Source organism: Bombella sp. ESL0380, assembly GCF_009725805.1.
Classification (GTDB): Bacteria; Pseudomonadota; Alphaproteobacteria; order Acetobacterales; family Acetobacteraceae; genus Bombella; species Bombella apis.
Map to the genome: position 1 here is coordinate 1 of NZ_WNIH01000004.1, position 19,158 is coordinate 19,158.

Below are 19,158 nucleotides of genomic sequence, written 5' to 3' on the forward strand. Positions count from 1 at the left end.
CCCAGGCAACGCTGTTCGACTATCATGCCGATGACGGAAGCATCATCCCGGCCCTCATCATGCCTACAAAACGGGGCCAGACCTTCATCCTCGACCGTCGGACAGGCAAGCCGCTGCCAGACTTCCCCGTCGTGGAAAAACCGGCTCCCGCCGGTGTCATGAAGGATGATCCCCGTACGCCAACGCAGCCGTGGTCTGTCGGGGTTCCCCGCCTCGGTTTTCCAGACCTGAAGGAATCGGACATGTGGGGCGTCTCGCCGCTGGACCAGCTGGCCTGCCGCATCAAGTTCCGTCGGGCCAGTTATGTTGGCGAGTTCACACCCCCTTCCCTCAAAAAGCCATGGATTGAATCCCCCGGCTATAATGGGGGCAGTGACTGGGGCAGCATCTCCTATAACCCGCAGACGGGCATCATGCTGGCCAACTGGAACAATGTTCCCATGTACAACCAGCTTGTGAACCGCAAAACGGCGGACCAGCTGCGACTGATCCCTGTGGATGTTCCCGAATACACGCCACGCCATGGCATGACAGCCGGCAATGCCGCCCAGGCTGAGACGCCGTATGGCACTCTGGTTGGTCCCTTCTGGAACGAATTCACGAGGGTAATGTGCAACGCACCTCCCTACGGCATGCTCACCGCCATTGATCTCAAGGCACACAAGGTTCTGTGGCAGCGGCCCTTCGGCTCGGCCCGTGCCAATGGTCCATGGGGGCTGCCGACAGGTCTGCCCATCGAAATCGGCACGCCAAACAATGGCGGGTCTGTCATGACGGCTGGCGGTGTGGCCTTCATCGGGGCGTCAACCGACAACCAGATCCACGCCGTCGACCTCAAGACAGGCAAGACACTCTGGACGGACGTGCTGCCCGGTGGAGGACAGGCCAACGCCATGACCTATGCCGTCAATGGTCGGCAATATGTCGCCATCATGGCCGGGGGGCACCACCTCATGGGGACACCTGTTTCCGATCAGCTGGTTGTCTATACCCTGCCAGAGCAGGCAACAAAATGATCTGCTCCCTCTGGCTGTCTGCTTCTCCGGACAGCCAGAGGGCCTGAGAGATTTGATCAAAACTGAAAATATCAAAAAAGCGGAGAGCCATCCGGCACCCCGCTTCATCATGTGTCTCTGACCCAAAGAGCGAAGGACAGCATCAGGCCATGTTGTGGCTTCAATGTGGCCTGGTTGGAGGGCAGTTACAACCACGCGTAGGCGCAGCCGAACGCCGGACGATGTGATGATCTATCCACTCCGAGACGAGCAGCCGGGCTTCTGGCAGGGACGATTCTGGATGATGGATGCGATACAGGGTTGTGCAGGCAGCAAAAATACTCATCTCGCTTTGCCCCATATCATGCAGCTCCTGATAAGCTGTAATTACGGCGCGTTCGCATTTGCGACCAATGTGCCCGGTGTCGATTTTCATATCCCATAACCCCTACGATACCCTGTTTTCCCCAGGAAAAACCTCCATCAGGAAAGGCGGGCCACTATCATCAGCCCTACCAATAACAGAATAAAGCGTCACCAATAAGAGAATGGGCAAAAAAGACATCTTTGCCCTACCCCTCCTTCCTTCTAACGGGTAGATGTCTCCAAAGGAACCATTTTTCGAGATTACGGAGAGAATAATGCCTGCATCTGGCACAGCATCAAATCTGGGCATCCGCCCCACACAGTGGGACCGTGATGCTGCGCTGACAACGGCGCGCATTCTTCTGGAAATCAAAGCCATCAACTTCCGGCCCAGCGAGCCTTACACGCTGACATCCGGCTGGAAATCCCCCGTCTATATCGACTGCCGCAAGATCATCTTCTTCCCCCGCGCCCGCAAGAAACTGATGGAACTGGCCGTTGAAAAAATTGGCCGCCACATCGGCTATGAAAGCATTGATGCTGTCGTGGGCGGTGAGACGGCAGGTATTCCCTTCTCCGCCTGGATTGCTGACCGGCTGATGACACCAATGGCCTATGTCCGCAAGAAGCCTAAAGGCTTTGGCCGCAATGCACAGATTGAAGGTGACGTGCCAGAGGGCATGCGCACCCTGCTGGTAGAGGACCTGACAACAGACGGCGCCTCCAAGATCCGTTTTGCCAATGCCCTGCGTGAAGCAGGTGCCATCGTGGATCACACCTTTGTCGTCTTCTTCTACGGCGTCTTCCCCGGCGCCCAGAAAACCCTTCAGGACATGGGCATCAGCCTGCATGCACTCTGCACCTGGTGGGATGTACTGGAAGCCTGCGCCGATGGCCAATATTTCTCTGCCGAAGACAGCGCAGAAGTTCGCCGCTTCCTTGAGGACCCATGCAGCTGGTCCAAAGCCCATGGCGGTGTCGGCAGCGCAGAAGAAGCACTTGCCTTCAAACGGGGCTGACCGTTTCACACCCAGCCTGAAAAGGACAATGAAAAGAGGGCAACCTTTCTCTCCTTTTCAGGCCCCACCATCACGTCTCAGCGGATACGCCCATGCCTGCACCATCCTCTCCCCGCATTCTGGTCTTTGATTCAGGCATCGGCGGGCTGGGTGTTGTTCAGGCGCTGCGCAGTCTGGCCCCTTCCCTGACAATAGACTACCTCGCCGATACGGCCCTGTTTCCCTATGGGGAACAGCCGGATGATATCCTGCGGGAGCGCATTGCCGACCTCGTCTGCAAGGCTTGCGATACACTGGAACCGGCTCTGGCCATCATTGCCTGCAACACGGCCAGCACCCTGGCACTGCCCATATTACGGGAGCGGCTCGATCTGCCTGTCGTAGGCTGTGTCCCGCCCATCCGCTGGGCCGGACGGGTCTCTGCCAACCGCACCATCGGTCTGCTGGCTACAAGCGCCACGGCACGACGCCCCTATCTCAAACAGCTTCATGACGAATTTGCTGCCGATTGCCGACTGCTCATACATGGCTCCCGCCATCTGGCCAATCTGGCCGAGCGGGCTTTTCGGGGCGAGCAGCTGGATCCGGCTGAAGTGCAGCAGGAACTCGCATGCCTCTTTCAGCAGCCCGGTGGAAATGACATTGACGCTGTTGGGCTGGGCTGCACGCACTATACGTTTCTGCTACCCTACTTCCAGCGCCTCGGCCCTGCGGGCATCATGTGGCTGGACCCCGCCCCCGCCGTCGCCCAGCAGGCCCTCCGGCGGTTATGTGATGTAACGGAAGCCTCGCTTCCCGCCAGCCCGTCCAGCCCGGCGGACCGCTTCTTCCTGACAGCTCATCCACAGAACGGAGAGGAGCTTGCCAGAAACATCGCCTGGCTGGGATTCGCCAATGGCTGGGACGTTTTTTCTTAACGGGCCCGCTCGACCGTATAAAGCACCGTCTCACGCAGCAGATTTTTCAACCCGCTCTCCGGGAAACAGGACAACGCCTCCACGGCCTGCGCCGCATAATCCCGGGCCTTTTCAATCGTCTTACGGATGGCATCCCTCCGGGCAATGATCTCCAGAGCATGAGGCAGATCAGCCTCTGTCTGCTCATTATCCTCGATCACACGTTTCCAGAACTGGCGTTCTTCCTCCGTACCCTGCTCATAAGCAGCCAGCACCGGGAGCGTGATCTTCCCTTCACGGAAATCATCCCCGACCGTCTTCCCCAGCACCTGCTGATCCGCTGCATAATCCAGCGCATCATCCACAAGCTGGAAGGCCATACCCAGGCTGGTTCCGTACTGCTCCAGCGCCAGCTCAGCCTCACGACCATGCCCGGCCACGACGGCGCCTACCCGACAGGCTGCCGCAAACAGGGCCGCCGTCTTGCCATGGATGACCTCCAGATAACGCTCTATCGGGGTAGAAAGATCATTCTGGGTGGACATCTGGAGAACTTCACCTTCAGCAATCGTTGCCGAAGCAGCTGAAAGAATGGCCATGACCTCCAGCGATCCATCCGCCGTCATGAGCTGGAACGAGCGGGCAAACAGGAAGTCCCCCACCAGCACGGAAGCCTTGTTGCCAAAAAGGGCATTGGCAGAGGCCATGCCACGCCGCAGCGTGCTTTCATCCACCACATCATCATGCAGCAGCGTTGCTGTATGGATGAACTCCACACAGGCCGCCAGGCCGATATGGCGTGTTTCCCCCTCCTTCTCCCCATAACCACAAAGACGGGCAGAAGCGAGCGTCAGCAATGGACGCAGCCTCTTTCCACCAGCCGCCACGAGATGCGCTCCCAGCTGGGGAATCAACGGAACAGAGCTCTGCATCCTGTCAATGATGGCCTGATTGCAGGCTGTCATGTCATCGGCCAGATAGGCGGAAAGGGCCTTCAGGGCGTCTTCCCCTTTGACCTCTCTACCCGCAGCCTCACCGCCAGATACAGTGTTGGGCTCTGATGAGGAAGAAACCAAAACGCACAACTCCAGTTCTCCCTGCTCCAGCACGCTGGAGCAGACAGTCTCGGGCGGCTGCCTTTCCTCCGGGATACGTCTTCTCAGAACGTATGGCCGGGCAGAACGCAGCCCATACCCCTATTAGAAAATACTTCCGTCCATATGAGCAGCAAAGCAGGCCCGGTCAAGACAGCCCTATCATAAACCATTCAGATAACGGGTAATTTCCCTGCTTTCCTCTCAGGAGAACACACCACTTTCGAAGGCATCTTCCCACGTACCCTGCGTGGAAGCACGGGAATATTCAGTCGCACGATTCTCGAAGAAATTCGTATGTTCCACCGCATTGAGCATGTCATCCACCCATGGCAGCGGATTTTCCTCGATGCCATAGATCGGGTCCAGACCAAGCTGGATCAGCCGGCGATCAGCAATGAAGCGGATGTAGCGCTCCACCTGCCCGGCAGACAGGCCCTCCACAGGCCCCATTTCGAAGGCCAGTTCGATGAAGGCATCCTCGTGGGCGACTGTCTGACGGCAGATTTCCACCAGTTCAGCCCGGAATTCTTCCGTCCAGAGTTCCGGATTTTCCCGAATGAAGGTGCGGAAAAGCCGGATCATGGAGAGGCAGTGCAGCGTTTCATCACGCACGGACCATGAAACGATCTGCCCCATCCCCTTCAGCTTGTTGAAGCGGGGGAAATTCAGCAGGATGGCAAAAGACGCAAACAGCTGGAGACCCTCCATGAAGGCTCCGAAGGCTGCCATCGTCTTGGCAACATCCCGCTTGCTGTTGATGTTGAAGGACTGCATGAAATCATACTTGTCCTTCATTTCCTTGTATTTCAGGAAGGCGGAATACTCCGTCTCCGGCATCCCGATCGTATCCAGCAGGTGGGAATAGGCCGCAATATGGATGGTCTCGATGTTCGAGAAACAGGAGAGCATCATGAGGACTTCGGTCGGCTTGAAGACCTGACTGTAATACTTCATGTAGGCGGAGTTCACTTCCACGTCCGCCTGCGTGAAAAAGCGGAAAATCTGCGTGACGAGATTCTGCTCGGCCTCTGAAAGTTTACGGTGCCAGTCCTTCACATCCTCGGCCAGCGGAACTTCCTCCGGCAGCCAGTGCAGACGCTGCTGGGTCAACCAGGCATCATAGGCCCAAGGATAGCGGAATGGCTTGTAAACCGGGTTTTCAACCAGAAGATTGGCCTGCTCGGCCGCTTCCGGGGCCGGCGGCAATGGAGTGCCATCTGTCATCTCGCGAAACCTTTTTCCCTTGAGACACAGCCCTTCCAGGCTGAATCCCTCCAATATCCAGAGATGAGGCCATGCCGGGCAGGCCTCATCTCACACCCTCCGCCTTACTGGCAGGAGAGACATTCCTCATAACTCCCGGCACCACTCTCCGCATGGCGTGGCGTAGCCTGCGGAAGATGATCGTCATCCCCCTCCATGATGTCACGCTTCACGGCAACATTGGACACCGTATCGGCCCTCTGGATGGAAAGGGAGCGGCAATAATACAGCGATTTGACGCCCTTCTTCCATGCCTCATAATGGATGCGGACAAGGTCACGCTTGTGCACATCCGCCGGCAGGAACAGATTGACCGACTGCGACTGGCAGATGAACGGAGCACGGTCGGCAGCATGCTCAATCACCCAGCGCTGGTCAATCTCGAAGGCTGTTCTGAAAACATCCTTCTCATCCTGTGTCAGGAAATCGAGATGCTGTACGGACCCCTTGCTCAATGTGATGGAGGACCAGACCTCATCCGTATCCCGCCCATACTTCTGGAGCAGCTTCGCCAGATGGCGGTTCCGCACCGTGAAGGAGCCGGACAGTGTCTTCTGAAGAAACACGTTGGCACTGATGGGATCAATTCCCGGGCTGGCATTGCCCGCAATGATGGAAATGGACGCTGTCGGTGCCACGGCCATCCTGTTGGAGAACCGTTCCTGAAAACCATATTCTTCAGCATCCGGACACGGGCCCCGTGTCTTTGCCAGCTCGCGGGATGCCTCAGCCGTCTGCTTCGAGATATGCTCAAAGAACTTCTTGTTCCACACCTTCGCCATGACACTACCAAAGGGCACCATCCTGGACTGAAGGAAGGAGTGGAAACCCATCACACCCAACCCGACCGACCGCTCCCGCATGGCGGCATAACGGGCATGGGCCATGTCATCCGGCGCATTGTCGATGAAGTCCTGCAGCACATTGTCGAGGAACAGCATCACATCCTTGATGAAGTGCGGGTCATCTTTCCATTCATCCCAATATTCCAGATTCAGGGATGAAAGACAGCAGACAGCCGTACGGGTCTTGCCATGATGGTCAATCCCCGTCGGCAGGGTGATCTCGGCACAGAGGTTGGAGGTCTTCACCTCCAGCCCTGCCAGCCTGTGATGTTCTGGCCGGGCACGGTTCACCGTGTCCGAAAACACGATGTAGGGCTCGCCCTGTTCCATGCGTGCTGTCAGAAGGCGTATCCACAGGCCACGGGCCGACACCTTGCGAATGACGCTATGATCCTTGGGGGAAACGAGTGGCCATTCCTCATCACCCGCCACGGCCCGCATGAAATCGTCCGTCAGCAGCACACCATGATGCAGATTGAGGGCCTTGCGGTTGGGATCACCACCAGTGGGACGGCGCATCTCGATGAATTCTTCAATCTCGGGATGCCAGATAGGCAGATAAACTGCAGCGGAACCACGCCGCAGGCTGCCCTGGCTGATGGCGAGCGTCAGGCTGTCCATCACCCGAATGAAGGGAATCACACCGGATGTTTTACCATTCCGGCCGATATTCTCCCCGATAGACCGCAGATTGCCCCAATAGGAACCAATCCCCCCTCCTTTGGCAGCCAGCCAGACATTCTCATTCCAGAGCCCGACAATCCCCTCGAGACTGTCCTCCGATTCATTGAGAAAACAGGAAATCGGAAGACCACGATTCGTCCCGCCGTTGGAAAGAACAGGTGTGGCTGGCATAAACCAGTGCTGGGACATGTAATCGTAAATACGCTGTGCATGCCCCTCATCAGCTCCATACCGGGATGCCACGCGCGCAAACAGCCCCTGATATGTCTCACCTTCCAGCAGGTAGCGGTCATCCAGAGTGGCACGACCGAAGTCTGTCAGGCGCTCGTCACGTTCCGGCGTCGTCCGCACAGGCGGATGCCCCGGCAGCTGAACAACATTGGGGAAGAGCTCGGGTTCTTCTGTCCCACCCAACGGGTGAGCGAACGTCTGCGCATCATGCATGGTCATGAATCGAGCCCCTCATTTCGGCATCATTTTCGGCTTAAACAGTCCTCCCATCTCCCATGGATGAAGGGCATATTTCAAGGCTTGTTTTTCGTCAGGTTTTATGCATTTTCGCATATATAGGGTTAACCCGTTCACAATGAACACTATATATTGTAACGAGTTCTCACCCTTCCTGCTGAATAACAACAGTTTTCAGAGCCACCCACACTGGGCATGGTTACGCAGCAACTGGTCCGCCAGGATGCAGGCCATCATGGCCTCGGCCACCGGTACGGCCCGGATGCCGATGCAGGGGTCATGCCGCCCCTTTGTCCGGACATCCACCGCCTCACCATCCCGCGTGATGCTCGGTACGGGCAGCAATATGGAGCTGGTTGGTTTGATCGCCATGCGGGCCACGATAGGCTGCCCCGTGGAGATACCCCCCAGAATACCCCCGGCGTGATTGCTGAGAAATACAGGCTCCATCGGATTATCGGAGGGACGGATGGGATCCGCATTTTCCTCGCCATGGAGGGCGGCAACCCCCATGCCATCACCAATCTCGACCGCTTTCACACCGTTGATACCCATGAGGCCGCCAGCCAGTTCGGAGTCCAGCTTGCCATAAACAGGCGCCCCCAGCCCGGCAGGAACGCCTTCCGCCACGACCTCCAGCGTCGCACCGATGGAGGATCCGGACTTTCTCACCTCTTCCAGCTGCTCGCTCCACGCCGGAACGATTCCCGCATCTGGAGAGAAGAACGGATTCCGTTCCACCTCATCCCAATCCCAGCGTTCCCTGTCCACGGACTGCCCACCAATACCCGTAAGGGCGCCACGGATGAGCAGCTGCGGCCCGACAAGCTCCCGCAGGATGACCCGTGCCACGGCTCCCGCTGCGACACGCATGGCCGTCTCCCGTGCGGAAGACCGCCCGCCACCACGATAGTCACGGATGCCGTACTTCAGATCATAGGCAATATCTGCATGGCCAGGCCGATACTGCCGGGCAATCTCCCCATAATCCCGGGACCGCTGATCCGTATTCTCAATCATCAGGGAAATGGGGGTGCCCGTCGTCTGCCCCTCAAACACCCCGGAGAGAATCCGCACCTCATCCGGTTCACGCCGCTGCGTCGTGTAACGGGACTGGCCCGGCCGCCTTTTCTCCAGCCAGGGCTGAATGTCATCCTCCGACAGTTTCAGGCGTGGCGGACAGCCATCAATCACGCAGCCAATCGCTGGACCGTGGCTCTCTCCCCATGTCGTAACACGTAGCAGACGCCCAAAACTGTTTTCAGACATTATTCTTATTCCCCAGAGGAGAGGCTCATGTCGGGAGCTTCCGGGTTCTTCATGCCAATGATGTTGTAACCGCAATCCACGTGATGCACCTCACCCGTCACACCGCTGGAAAGATCTGACAGCAGATACAGGCCGGAACCACCGACATCCTTCAGGGACACATTGCGCTCCATCGGAGCATTGACCTGATTCCAGCGCAGGATGTAGCGGAAGTCCCCGATGCCATTGGCTGCCAGTGTCATGATCGGTCCGGCAGAAATGCCGTTCACACGGATATCATCACGACCCAGATCCACCGCCATGTAACGGACGGAGGCTTCAAGTGCTGCCTTGGCAACACCCATCACATTATAATGCGGCATGACACGCTCTGCCCCCAGATAGGTCAGGGTCAGCAGGGAGCCACCGGCATTCATCATGGCCGCAGCCCGACGGGCCACTGCCGTGAAAGAGAAGCAGGAAATATCCAGCGCCTGGAGGAAAGCCTCACGGGGGGTATCCACATAGCGCCCGCGCAGATACTGCTTGTCAGCCCAGCCAATGGCATGAACGACAAAGTCGATCTTGCCCCAGGCCTTCTCGACCTCATCGAACGTGGCATTGATGGCAGCGTCATCACTCACATCACAGGGCAGGACCATGGTGGACCCCACACTTTCTGCCAGCGGACGTACACGCTTGCCCAGAGCCTCACCCTGATAGGTGAAGGCGATTTCAGCCCCCTGGTCCGCACAGGCCTTGGCAATGGCCCAGGCAATGGAGTTCTTGTTTGCCACACCCATGACAACACCACGCTTGCCAGCCATGAGTGTTCCCTTGGCTGTTTCCTGCTGCGTGTGCGCTTCCGTTTCTGACATGGTCAGCCCCCTTGAGGATAATCCTGGATATATAATAAGTGGGTCATCTCGTCGCACAAGGCTGGCCACTCGGCAAGGCCCTCCCGTCACGAGGAAAACGTTTTTACGCTTCCCTCTGCGTTGTGCTGGGGAGATGATGCGAAAATGCACCACCCGTGCCGCATGGAACACGCAATGGGCCGTTACCCTTCCTTCACGCCTCTGGCCGCCCCCCTTCTCACAATATGGTCGCTGATCGGCCATGCCGCCATACCATGGCTCCGCCGTCATGCCCGCAAAAGGCTGCAGCAGGGCAGGGAAAACAGAACCCGCCTGCCGGAACGTTTCGCCCGGGCAGGAATGCCCCGCCCCTCCCATGACGGACCGCTCCTTTGGGTTCATGCTGCCAGTGTGGGAGAAAGCCGGTGCATCCTGCCTGTTGTCAGTCAGCTTCTGGCAGACAGCCCAAAGCTGACCATCCTCATGACAACAGCCACCCTGACCGGTGGAGAAACGGTCGCCGCCCATCCGGCCAGTCACACGGGGCGGCTGATCCATCAGCTCATCCCCTATGATGCCCCGCATCTCCTTGAGCGTTTCATGGCATACTGGCAACCAATCGGGCTGGTTCTTACGGAAAGTGAACTCTGGCCGGGCCTGCTCTGCCTGAGCCGACAAAAAAAACTGCCTGTCATGCTGCTCAATGCACGTCTCTCGCCCCGTTCTGCCGCACGCTGGCGGTGGGCATCACCCCTGCTGCGCCACCTCCTGGAAGCCTGCCACTGGATCATGCCCCGAAGCATGGATGATGCGCAGGCTTTTGCCCGATTCGGAATCGGGCCACTCCTGCCCCCGGCGGATCTGAAAGAAGATTCGCCCCCTCTGCCCTTTGATGCATCCGAGGCTGTCACCCTGCGCAGGCAACTTGGGGAACGCTCCATTTTTGTGGCGGCTTCCACGCATCCGGGCGAAGAAGAGATCATCATTGCAGCCGCCCGGCAGGCCAAAAAAGAACGCCCTGACCTGCTCACCGTCATCATCCCCCGTCATCCTGAAAGAGGCAAAGAACTGGCCCAGACCCATCAGGCTCCCTGCCGTTCCAAGGGACAGGTTCCTGGAGGTGGGGATGATGTATGGATCATCGACACGCTGGGAGAAGTCGGCCTCTTCTTTCAGCTTGCCGAGCGGGTCTTCATCGGCAATTCCCTTGTCCCACCCGGAGGAGGCCACAACCCTCTGGAATCCCTCCATTTCCGCCGCCCTACGGCCATCGGTCCATACATGCAGAACTGGACAGCACTCTGCGCCCGTCATGCAGGCTCACTCCATCCTGTTGAGCATCAGGAGGCACTCGCACGCTGGCTGAAAGCCCGCCATCTTCCCAGCCCCAGGCCCCCTCAGCAGAATCAGGCAGGCAGGCAGGCAATTCGCCTTATTAAGGACACAATTTTGACTAAAAAGGCATTTTAATGAAACTGACGGCCCCTTCTTTCTGGCAGACCCCTGCCCCGACCATGCTTTCCAATCTTCTTTTGCCTTTCAGTAAAGTGACGGGGTTCGTCGCCAGGCAACGTCAGACCCAGCCTTCACTCAGGCTGCCCGTTCCTGTTCTATGCTGTGGAAACATCACCGTAGGCGGAACTGGCAAAACGCCCATGAGCCTCCATCTGCTCCAAAAGCTGATCCAGAGAGGACGGACTCCCCATGCCCTAACCCGTGGTCACGGTGGCCGGTCCAAAAAGACAGGACTGATCTCCCCCACACTGGACAGGGCCGTTGATGTCGGCGATGAAACCATCCTGCTGGCCCGCCTTGCCCCCACATGGCGAGGACCGGACCGCAGAGCCAATGCCCTGCGGGCCATCGAAGCAGGAGCAGACTGCCTGGTCATGGATGACGGTCTACAGGACCCTTCCCTCCACAAAGACCTCTCCCTGCTGGTCATTGACGGTCCGGCGGGGCTGGGCAACCAGCGCCTGCTTCCTGCCGGGCCATTGCGGGAATCACTTCCTGATCTCCTGCCCCGGCTACACGCCACTGTCATCCTCGGTGACGACCGCCAGCATATCGCCGGGCAGCTGCCTCCGTCCCTTCCTGTCCTGAAAGGAACCCTCTCCCCTGGCGCCGCCATCCAGAAGCTGCGGGGCTATCAGCTCATTGCCTTTGCCGGGATCGGTCGCCCCCAGAAATTCTTCTCCACCCTTCAGGATGCAGGCCTTACCCTGTTGCGGACTCTCACATTCCCTGACCATCACATCTACTCGGCCCGTGAACTGAAGAAACTGGCCCAGCTGGCCCATATGCCAGAGACCGTTCTGGTCACGACGGAAAAAGATTTTGTAAAACTGCCCCCACTCTTCCAGAATTTCGTGGTTAGCCTTGATGTTGAACCCCGATGGAGCAACCCTAGGCTGATGGATGAACTTCTTGACCACTTTCTGGCAGAGTAACTGCCCCTCTCATGTCCCGGCCCCGCCCCCATGAAACATTATCTTGAGGCATGGGGCCTGAAGGGGCTTCTCTGGTTTGCCAGCAAGCTGCCTGCGGGTCTGTCTTCCCGTTTGGGAGGAACCGTGGCGGCTCTTGTCGGGCCGTGCCTTCCCTCATCCCGCATTGCCGACATCAACCTGCACCGTGCCTTTCCCACGATGGACCGAAAGACACGCCGGAGGCTCGTCAGAGGCTGCTGGTGGAACATTGGCAGCACATTGGGAGAACTCCCCCACCTTCCTGACCTGCCGGAAGGGGCTGCTACAGGTCCCGGCTGGCGTGTCCTGAATGATGAACTCCTGCACCAGGCCCGCAAAAGCGGGCGCCCTGTCATTTTCTTTTCAGGCCATCTCGGCAACTGGGAACTCATGCCCCTGATTGTTGCCCGTTATGACATGGCTTTTTCCCCTTTCTACCGTGCCCCCAACAACCCTCTGGTTGACCAGCTGCTCTGTCGGCTGCGACGCCACATTGTCGGCACACCCGTTTCATTCTTCCCAAAAGGGAAGCAGGGAGCACGGGATGCTGTCCGCCATCTCGCCAGAGGTGGATATCTTGGCGTGCTGGGGGACCAGAAAATGAACGATGGGATTGAGGTTTCCTTCTTCGGCCATCCTACCATGACAGCCCCGGCTGCTGCGGCCTTGGCCCTCAGATTCGATGCTCTGATCATTACAGGGCATGTCTGGCGGGAAGGCCCGGCCCGTCTGGTTCTGGAGGTGGGGTCCTGCCTTGACCCGAAAGATCATGCCAGCACAGCCCGTTCCCGCCATGACATGATTCGTCACCTGACCCAGCTCCTGAATGATGAGCTGGAACAATGGATTACGAAACGCCCGGAAAACTGGCTCTGGTTGCATCGGCGATGGGCAAAATCCTGTTACCGGAATAAGAAAAAGTAAATTTTACCTAGCCATGCGTCCGAAACATGGTAGGATTGCAAAATGAGAACAAGATCATAGCAGCCAAGCCTTCCTGTTCAGTTTTCAGATAGCGCGCTTCGGCACCATGGGTTGTTCTGATTGTGATGCAGCAGGGGTTTCCCTGTTCCCATGAAGGAGATGCTGACATGGCTCAGAAAGCATTCCGCGTGGCAGAACACGCCACGGCCCCCTCCTCCAGCGCCCGGGAACATGCGGGCGGTGTTGTCGTCCCGTTCCGCCAGAAGCTCCTTTCCCATCATCGCCACTACCTGGCCACATGGCTCATTGCCAGCGAGAAAATGGGCATTCTTGATGCCTCCATTGAATCATCTCCGGACCAGCAGACAGCCGATCCCAGCCTGGTGGTCATCTGGGTTCGGGAAAATGCCGACCCTGCCTACCTCATCAGCCTGCGTGGTCCCTACTGGGTTCTCACGGACTGCCTGAGAGACAACGAGCTTGGCCGTTACCGGACCTTCTCCGAAGCACTTCATACCATCCGTCCCGTTCTGCCCCTGCATGCATCAGCCTGACATGACGTCCTGCTGAAGCGATTTTTCGTTCTACAGAAAAAGCCCGTCTGACATGCAGACGGGCTTTTTCCCATGGAAGCAGGCAAAAAGCCAAAACCTGTCAGGGTGTTGATGACGTGCCGCTCCCAGCACCCGCATGACGGGATGGCGACCAGACCGCCACATCAGGAGCGGCCGGTTTCTTCCCAGCCTGAGCCTGTGCCGGTACTGCTCCAGCTGTCTGCTTTGCAGGTGACCATACGGCCATATCAGCCGATGCCGAGGCAGTCCCCCGCCCCGGCACGGCCGGCCCTATGGAAAGAGATGATGGCGATGTCAGATCACGGGAGGCTGGGACGATCAGCTGGCTGCCCCCACCCGGAGCAATCTGATAGATGCCCAGCGCCCGAATCATCCGGCCATCCGGACGCAGATGGAAGAGACCATTCACGCCCAGATAGCCTTCACGCTGGGTCAGTGTTGCCACATTCAGCTTGTTCTGGCGGATCAGGGCGCCAGCCAGGGCGGCCGCATCGTAGGCAAAATCTGCGACAGGAGAAGGCTTCTGCTGATAGGCATTCTGATAACTCTGCACATAGCCACTGCGCTGTTTCTCATCAAACGCCACATACCAGGCACCGCGCAGGTCCCCCAGTTTGGCATCAAAGGAACGCCAGAGCATCGGACCAAGAATACGAACCTGAGGAACCAGAAGCTGGTTGTTCTTCAGCGCATCGATCACACGGGCCAGATCCAGCCCGGTATCACCCAGAAGCAGGGCATCAAATGGCGGCGGGCTGACCTCCGAAGGGGCCGAAGCGGCCTGGTCCTTCTGGGCTGGCCGGGAGGAAGAAACCGTCATTTCATCACCCTCATTCAGAGGGTCAATGGCAGAAGGTCCGCTCTCCGCCGTGGCCGCCCCCTGTGCAGTACCGGCAGATGCAACCGGCCGACGGCTCAGCTGCGCCATTTTCTGCGTGATGTCATTGATGTCACTGCTGTGGAACGTAATCTGCGGGACATCCAGCCCAGCCTCCTGGCAGGCCAGGGTCAGCCCTTCCCCCATGGCGTGCCCCAGCGCCGTATCTGGCAGAAACGCAGCAAAACGCTTCCGTCCTTCTACCCGGGCAGCGTCAACAAGACGACGAACCTGCTGCTCTGGCGTCAGTCCCATGACCCAGACACCCGGTCTGGCCTGAGCCACATCACTGGTGAAAGCCAGCTCCGGCACATTCACTGGCTGCAGGACAGAGGACACGGCCTGCGTATCACCTGCCGTAAGCGGCCCCAGAACAATACTGTCTCCGGCCTCCAGAGCCTGCTGGGCGGCATGGGCAGGCCCTGCTGGCTGGGCACTGTCAAATACATCCATGGGAGGAGGCTGGTTGTCCGGCAGAGCCAGCCGGGCCGCATCCCTCAGGCGCAGGCCGATGGCAGCATGAGGGCCACTCAACGGTACGATCAGCCCGACACGGGCTGGTTTTTCCACTGGCTGCGGAGCGGCTGCCACCGGGGCCAGTTTCCTTTCATGACCATTTTCCCCGGAGCAGGCTCCCAGAAACATGAAAATACCAACGGCCAATGCTGCCTGGCCGTTTCCTCTCTTGCCGCGCCCCTGCCCACCACGGCTATAAAGGCCAGAGCGGCTCATTGAGGATAACGATGTCTGAGAAACCATATACTCCCCCCGATCACGGAACATTTCCTTCTTCTACCGGGCAGCTCGTGCTGGTGGCAACGCCTGTCGGCAACCTCGCCGACATAAGCCAGCGTGCCCTTGATGCTTTAAGGACCGCTGATGCCATCCTGTGTGAAGACACCCGCGTTACCACAAAACTGCTGCGGCATTATGGCATAAGCAACCAGCTCTTCCCTCTCCATGACCATAATGAACAGGACCGCATCCCCGCCCTCATTGAACGCCTCCAGCAGGGAGAATGTCTGGCCCTGGTCTCTGATGCCGGTACACCCATTGTTTCGGACCCTGGATACCGCCTCGTCCGGGCCGCACAGGCAGAAAATATCGCCATCACGTCCCTGCCCGGTGCCAATGCTGCCGTCACGGCTCTGACACTCTCCGGCCTGCCTCCCATTCCCTTCATGTTTCTGGGCTTTCCTCCCCGGGGAGAGGCCCGCCGACACAGCTTTACCGCCCTGCGTGCTGCCGAACAGGCTGGTCTGGCTGCCACGCTCATCTGGTATGAATCACCGCACCGACTTCTGGAAACACTGAAAACACAGCAGCAGGTATTCGGCTCAGACCGCCCTGCGGCCGTAGGGCGTGAACTGACAAAACATTTTGAAGAAATGGTCCGGGGCAGTCTTGCCGAACTCATTGCCCATTTTGAAGAAACAGCCCCACGGGGAGAGATCACCCTGCTTCTTGGTCCACCAGCCGCAGACGATACGGGAGCACAGGAGCTCGACCAGGCCTTGCAGGATGCCCTGAAAACCCACTCCGTCAAGGATGCCGCAGCGCTGATAGCAGGGATCGTCAACCTGCCCAAGCGCACCGTCTATAACCGGGCACTTGAGCTGGCCAGACAGAAAAAGGGCGGTTAGTCCTCATCCTTTGGCAGGACAAAACTTGAAGCCGGAACGCTGATGCCGGTCTGCACGCTGGAAAAATGCACGATCGTCCTGTGCCCTTGGGCATCCAGCACTGTCCAGCCTTTCAGACTGAGCGGACGGGTGGAGAAAAAGAGCGTCATCTCGCCTTCACCCGGATTTTCCGTCCGTGTCACCCGCAACTGGATCTCGCTATTCTGCTGTTCGTACCCCAGAATGGATACATCCCCCGAGAAACGGGGATCCGGCCGCAGAAGAAGACCCAATGGCGTATGATCCAGAGGGATTGTCGTGATCTGACCGATGCTGCGGTCCTGAAACACGACCTTGCCTTCATTGGCCACAAGCAGAAGCGGGCTGGGAGGATCGTAAGAAAACCGCATCTTTCCCGGCCGCTCCAGCAGAACTGTCCCGGTGGATGTCCCGTCATGCTCGGTCACCTGCTCAAACCGGGCCTGAAATGTCTTCGTCGCCGCAAGGCTGGACTCAATTCTGTGAACCCATCCCTGCTGGGCCTGGGTCAGGGGAACTCCTGCCGCCAGTGCCGGATTCCCCAGCAGACCCATCCCCCCCACAGCAAAAGCCACGCCGCAGGCCATGACAAGACGCCGCACCACCATCACCACGCTTCCTTTCCTCACAAGGAAATATCCGCTTCCCGGAAAATGTGCCGGACATCACCCTGCCAGACATCATGGTACCGCTCCAGCCACCGCTCCGCCTGTGTTTTGGCACCATCAGCAATCTCATAGAGCGGAGCAAGATAATACTCCTCCCCATGGCCCCGTTTCTGAAGTCCCTGCTCGGCCAGTGTCAGAATACGCTTTGCCAGATGACGCAGCCCGCCCGGGAAAGGAGCATCCATGGCCTGTTCGACAACAAGCTCCGCCAGAGACTGATAATGCAGCCAAGACTGCTCCTTCACCACCCGTTCGGCTTCAGCCAGCACGTCTTCGTCATATAGCAGCCCCACCCAGAACGCAGACTGGGCCACCATCATGTCTGGCCGTCCAGCATCGGCACCACGCATCTCAAGAAACTGCTTGAGCCGGACATCAGGGAACAGTGTCGTCAGATGGTCTTCAAAATCCCCGACCGTTGGGCGCAGGCCTGCCAACGGCTCCTGCTCGACACCATCGAGCCATTTACGGAACGAACAGCCTGCGGCATCAATATTCCGCCCTTCACGATTGACGAAATACATAGGGACATCCAGCGCCCAGTCCACGTAGCGCTCAAACCCGAAGCCTTCCTCAAAAAAGAACGTCGGCTGACCACTGCGCTGATTGTCCGTATCCAGCCAGATATAGGCCCGGTTGGACAGACGCCCTGTCGGCCTGCCATCAGCAAACGGCGAATTGGCCATCAGGGCCGTGATGAGAGGCTGGAGAGCGAGCGACACCCGCATTTTGCGGGCCATGTCTGCCTCGCTGGAAAAATCCAGATTCACCTGCACAGTGCAGGTCCGTGTCATCATGTCCAGCCCACGACGCCCGACCTCTGGCATGTAGCGGCGCATGATGGCATACCGGCTCTTGGGCATCCACGGCATGGCCTCCCGGGGCCAGAGAGGCTGAAAACCAAGAGGCGCAAAACCAAGGCCCAGCTCCTGCGCAGGCCCGGTGATCTGCCTGAAATGGGCAATCATCTCCTGTTCGGTTTCCTGCACCGTCCTGACAGGCGCACCGGAGAGCTCAAACTGTCCCGCAGGTTCCAGAGAGATGGACCGCCCCTTGTGCGGGCCCGCACCTTTCAGGCCTATCAAATGGCCATCATCACGGATGGCCTGCCAGTTCGGCCCTTCCAGAGCGCCAAGCAGGGCACCGATGCCATCCGGCTCATACGCTGGTGGCGCAAACGGCTTCAGCTCTCCTCTGGCCCGTTCTGGCAGACGGAACCCGAACTTTTCATGTTCTGTCCCAATACGCCATTCAGCCTTCGGCTTGCAGCCACGAGCCAGAACCTCGACAAGCTGCGCCCTGCTCTCGATCAGTGTCGTATTGCTTTCACCTGGATTGGACATGCACAAACCCTTATCGGCTAAAATTCACCACGCTATGCCGCAGGACGCTCAGACTGTCCGTAAGCCAGATACCCCCTATACTAGGGGGCATATTTACCTTCATTCAAGAGAACCGACACATATTCGAGCAGCCTCGGGCCGTTCATGCCTGCCGGTTGGCTGCTCCGATCTGGGCCAAGGCAGCACAGGCTGCCGTATCTGCCCGCAATATCCGGGGGCCGAGCGAAAAAGACTGTATGGCCTCATGCCGGGAAAGCCGTTGGACCTCTTCCTCCGCAAAGCCTCCTTCTGGCCCGATGAGCAATGCATCACAGCCAGCGGGAGGCCCTCCCTGCCCATGGCGCTCCAGCGCCACGGCAAGCCTGCGCCGAACCGGCCAGCGGGCCAGAACAGCCGCCAGAGGCTCCAGCGGCATGAGGGTCGGGACATCCAGCCGCTCACACTGTTCGGCAGCTTCCTGTGCGATCAGCCCCAACCGCTCAAGATTCAGGCGATGTGTGTTTGTCCGGGCTGTCAGGACGGGGCGAAAGCGTGTCACACCCAGCTCTGTCCCCATGCGGATGAGCAGCTCCGTCGCATCCCTCTTGAGTGGCGCAAAAAGAAGCTCCACCCCTTCTGTATCCTGCTGGGGCCGCAGACAGGACGTAAGGCGCACCGTGCCCTGATTTTTTTTCAGCCCCTCGACAGTCGCCTGCCACTCGCCATCCCGGCCATTGAACAGCACCACACCATCGCCCGGCTGAAGACGCATGACCTTGCCCAAATAATGGGCCTGACCGGCAGACAGGGACACCGTCTCCCCTTCCTGCCAGGGAGACTCTGCATCAACAATAAAAAGGCGTGGATCAGTACGGCTCATGTTTCGGGCATACCGCTTTCCCCACTCACTTTCCAGCATCTGCGA

17 protein-coding genes and 1 pseudogene are annotated in these 19,158 nt (G+C 58.5%); 8 read left to right on the plus strand and 10 right to left on the minus strand.

Features of this window, described 5'->3' with window-relative positions; translation table 11 throughout:
- A pseudogene (locus GM608_RS04615) lies at nucleotides 1-1,016 on the plus strand (membrane-bound PQQ-dependent dehydrogenase, glucose/quinate/shikimate family); the annotation flags it as partial.
- A 160-nt stretch (nucleotides 1,017-1,176) separates the two neighbouring features.
- On the opposite strand, the gene GM608_RS04620 reads toward GM608_RS04615, so the two are convergent.
- A complete protein-coding gene (locus GM608_RS04620) occupies nucleotides 1,177-1,431 on the minus strand; it encodes a hypothetical protein (RefSeq protein ID WP_081563192.1) in 255 nt (84 codons plus the stop codon).
- Between the two features lie 205 nt (nucleotides 1,432-1,636).
- On the opposite strand from GM608_RS04620, the gene GM608_RS04625 reads away from it, so the two are divergent.
- Both GM608_RS04625 and murI read left to right on the plus strand, forming a co-directional pair.
- Complete coding sequence (locus GM608_RS04625; RefSeq protein ID WP_052349051.1) at nucleotides 1,637-2,380, plus strand: orotate phosphoribosyltransferase; 744 nt, start codon at nucleotides 1,637-1,639, stop codon at nucleotides 2,378-2,380.
- Nucleotides 2,381-2,472: 92 nt separating this feature from the next.
- Nucleotides 2,473-3,297 (plus strand): glutamate racemase, encoded by an 825-nt coding sequence (gene murI / locus GM608_RS04630; protein ID WP_081847702.1) that lies wholly within the window; start codon nucleotides 2,473-2,475, stop codon nucleotides 3,295-3,297.
- Here murI and GM608_RS04635 read toward each other — a convergent pair.
- The 5 genes from GM608_RS04635 to fabI form a co-directional block, all read right to left on the minus strand.
- Nucleotides 3,294-4,361 carry a polyprenyl synthetase family protein gene (locus tag GM608_RS04635; protein ID WP_373364575.1) on the minus strand — a complete coding sequence of 356 codons (1,068 nt, stop codon included), beginning with the start codon at nucleotides 4,359-4,361 and terminating at the stop codon, nucleotides 3,294-3,296. The two genes, murI and GM608_RS04635, sit on opposite strands and share 4 nt — an antisense overlap.
- Nucleotides 4,362-4,574: 213 nt before the next feature.
- Nucleotides 4,575-5,597, minus strand: a complete 1,023-nt coding sequence (locus tag GM608_RS04640; RefSeq protein WP_043560023.1) for a ribonucleotide-diphosphate reductase subunit beta — start codon at nucleotides 5,595-5,597, stop codon at nucleotides 4,575-4,577.
- A gap of 104 nt (nucleotides 5,598-5,701) precedes the next feature.
- Nucleotides 5,702-7,609, minus strand: coding sequence for a ribonucleoside-diphosphate reductase subunit alpha (locus GM608_RS04645; RefSeq protein ID WP_373364576.1), 1,908 nt, complete (start codon nucleotides 7,607-7,609; stop codon nucleotides 5,702-5,704).
- 198 nt (nucleotides 7,610-7,807) lie between these two features.
- Nucleotides 7,808-8,902, minus strand: coding sequence for a chorismate synthase (aroC, locus tag GM608_RS04650; RefSeq protein ID WP_103765565.1), 1,095 nt, complete (start codon nucleotides 8,900-8,902; stop codon nucleotides 7,808-7,810).
- A gap of 5 nt (nucleotides 8,903-8,907) precedes the next feature.
- Nucleotides 8,908-9,759, minus strand: a complete 852-nt coding sequence (fabI, locus tag GM608_RS04655; RefSeq protein ID WP_043560018.1) for an enoyl-ACP reductase FabI — start codon at nucleotides 9,757-9,759, stop codon at nucleotides 8,908-8,910.
- Nucleotides 9,760-9,921: 162 nt separating this feature from the next.
- On the opposite strand from fabI, the gene GM608_RS04660 reads away from it, so the two are divergent.
- The 4 genes from GM608_RS04660 to GM608_RS04675 all read left to right on the plus strand — a co-directional run bounded on the left by GM608_RS04660 (nucleotide 9,922) and on the right by GM608_RS04675 (nucleotide 13,684).
- A complete protein-coding gene (locus GM608_RS04660; protein ID WP_333645123.1) occupies nucleotides 9,922-11,208 on the plus strand; it encodes a glycosyltransferase N-terminal domain-containing protein in 1,287 nt (428 codons plus the stop codon).
- 44 nt (nucleotides 11,209-11,252) lie between these two features.
- Nucleotides 11,253-12,188: a tetraacyldisaccharide 4'-kinase gene (gene lpxK, locus GM608_RS04665; RefSeq protein ID WP_227449718.1), complete on the plus strand. Its 936-nt coding sequence runs from the start codon at nucleotides 11,253-11,255 to the stop codon at nucleotides 12,186-12,188.
- Nucleotides 12,189-12,218: 30 nt separating this feature from the next.
- Nucleotides 12,219-13,130, plus strand: a complete 912-nt coding sequence (locus GM608_RS04670) for a lysophospholipid acyltransferase family protein (protein WP_249089866.1) — start codon at nucleotides 12,219-12,221, stop codon at nucleotides 13,128-13,130.
- A 167-nt stretch (nucleotides 13,131-13,297) separates the two neighbouring features.
- Complete coding sequence (locus GM608_RS04675; protein WP_227449703.1) at nucleotides 13,298-13,684, plus strand: hypothetical protein; 387 nt, start codon at nucleotides 13,298-13,300, stop codon at nucleotides 13,682-13,684.
- Nucleotides 13,685-13,784: 100 nt separating this feature from the next.
- On the opposite strand, the gene GM608_RS04680 is transcribed toward GM608_RS04675, so the two are convergent.
- Nucleotides 13,785-15,173, minus strand: a complete 1,389-nt coding sequence (locus GM608_RS04680; RefSeq protein WP_333645124.1) for a penicillin-binding protein activator — start codon at nucleotides 15,171-15,173, stop codon at nucleotides 13,785-13,787.
- 218 nt (nucleotides 15,174-15,391) lie between these two features.
- On the opposite strand from GM608_RS04680, the gene rsmI reads away from it, so the two are divergent.
- Nucleotides 15,392-16,225 (plus strand): 16S rRNA (cytidine(1402)-2'-O)-methyltransferase, encoded by an 834-nt coding sequence (rsmI, locus tag GM608_RS04685; protein WP_408610212.1) that lies wholly within the window; start codon nucleotides 15,392-15,394, stop codon nucleotides 16,223-16,225.
- Here rsmI and GM608_RS04690 read toward each other — a convergent pair.
- From GM608_RS04690 to GM608_RS04700, 3 genes are all read right to left on the minus strand, one after another.
- Nucleotides 16,222-16,851: an outer membrane lipoprotein carrier protein LolA gene (locus tag GM608_RS04690; RefSeq protein ID WP_333645125.1), complete on the minus strand. Its 630-nt coding sequence runs from the start codon at nucleotides 16,849-16,851 to the stop codon at nucleotides 16,222-16,224. The two genes, rsmI and GM608_RS04690, sit on opposite strands and share 4 nt — an antisense overlap.
- Nucleotides 16,852-16,868: 17 nt before the next feature.
- Nucleotides 16,869-18,254: a glutamate--cysteine ligase gene (locus GM608_RS04695; RefSeq protein ID WP_043560012.1), complete on the minus strand. Its 1,386-nt coding sequence runs from the start codon at nucleotides 18,252-18,254 to the stop codon at nucleotides 16,869-16,871.
- Between the two features lie 142 nt (nucleotides 18,255-18,396).
- A complete protein-coding gene (locus GM608_RS04700) occupies nucleotides 18,397-19,113 on the minus strand; it encodes a 16S rRNA (uracil(1498)-N(3))-methyltransferase (RefSeq protein ID WP_154981411.1) in 717 nt (238 codons plus the stop codon).
- Nucleotides 19,114-19,158 lie beyond the last annotated feature (45 nt).

Bases quoted from the DNA above. Each gene is read 5' to 3' on its own strand.
- GM608_RS04620 (WP_081563192.1), bottom strand. From the start codon at position 1,431: ATGAAAATCGACACCGGGCACATTGGTCGCAAATGCGAACGCGCCGTA.
- GM608_RS04625 (WP_052349051.1), top strand. From the start codon at position 1,637: ATGCCTGCATCTGGCACAGCATCAAATCTGGGCATCCGCCCCACACAG.
- murI (WP_081847702.1), top strand. From the start codon at position 2,473: ATGCCTGCACCATCCTCTCCCCGCATTCTGGTCTTTGATTCAGGCATC.
- GM608_RS04640 (WP_043560023.1), bottom strand. From the start codon at position 5,597: ATGACAGATGGCACTCCATTGCCGCCGGCCCCGGAAGCGGCCGAGCAG.
- GM608_RS04645 (WP_373364576.1), bottom strand. From the start codon at position 7,609: ATGCATGATGCGCAGACGTTCGCTCACCCGTTGGGTGGGACAGAAGAA.
- aroC (WP_103765565.1), bottom strand. From the start codon at position 8,902: ATGTCTGAAAACAGTTTTGGGCGTCTGCTACGTGTTACGACATGGGGA.
- fabI (WP_043560018.1), bottom strand. From the start codon at position 9,759: ATGTCAGAAACGGAAGCGCACACGCAGCAGGAAACAGCCAAGGGAACA.
- GM608_RS04660 (WP_333645123.1), top strand. From the start codon at position 9,922: ATGGAACACGCAATGGGCCGTTACCCTTCCTTCACGCCTCTGGCCGCC.
- lpxK (WP_227449718.1), top strand. From the start codon at position 11,253: ATGCTTTCCAATCTTCTTTTGCCTTTCAGTAAAGTGACGGGGTTCGTC.
- GM608_RS04670 (WP_249089866.1), top strand. From the start codon at position 12,219: ATGAAACATTATCTTGAGGCATGGGGCCTGAAGGGGCTTCTCTGGTTT.
- GM608_RS04675 (WP_227449703.1), top strand. From the start codon at position 13,298: ATGGCTCAGAAAGCATTCCGCGTGGCAGAACACGCCACGGCCCCCTCC.
- GM608_RS04690 (WP_333645125.1), bottom strand. From the start codon at position 16,851: ATGGTGGTGCGGCGTCTTGTCATGGCCTGCGGCGTGGCTTTTGCTGTG.
- GM608_RS04695 (WP_043560012.1), bottom strand. From the start codon at position 18,254: ATGTCCAATCCAGGTGAAAGCAATACGACACTGATCGAGAGCAGGGCG.
- GM608_RS04700 (WP_154981411.1), bottom strand. From the start codon at position 19,113: ATGAGCCGTACTGATCCACGCCTTTTTATTGTTGATGCAGAGTCTCCC.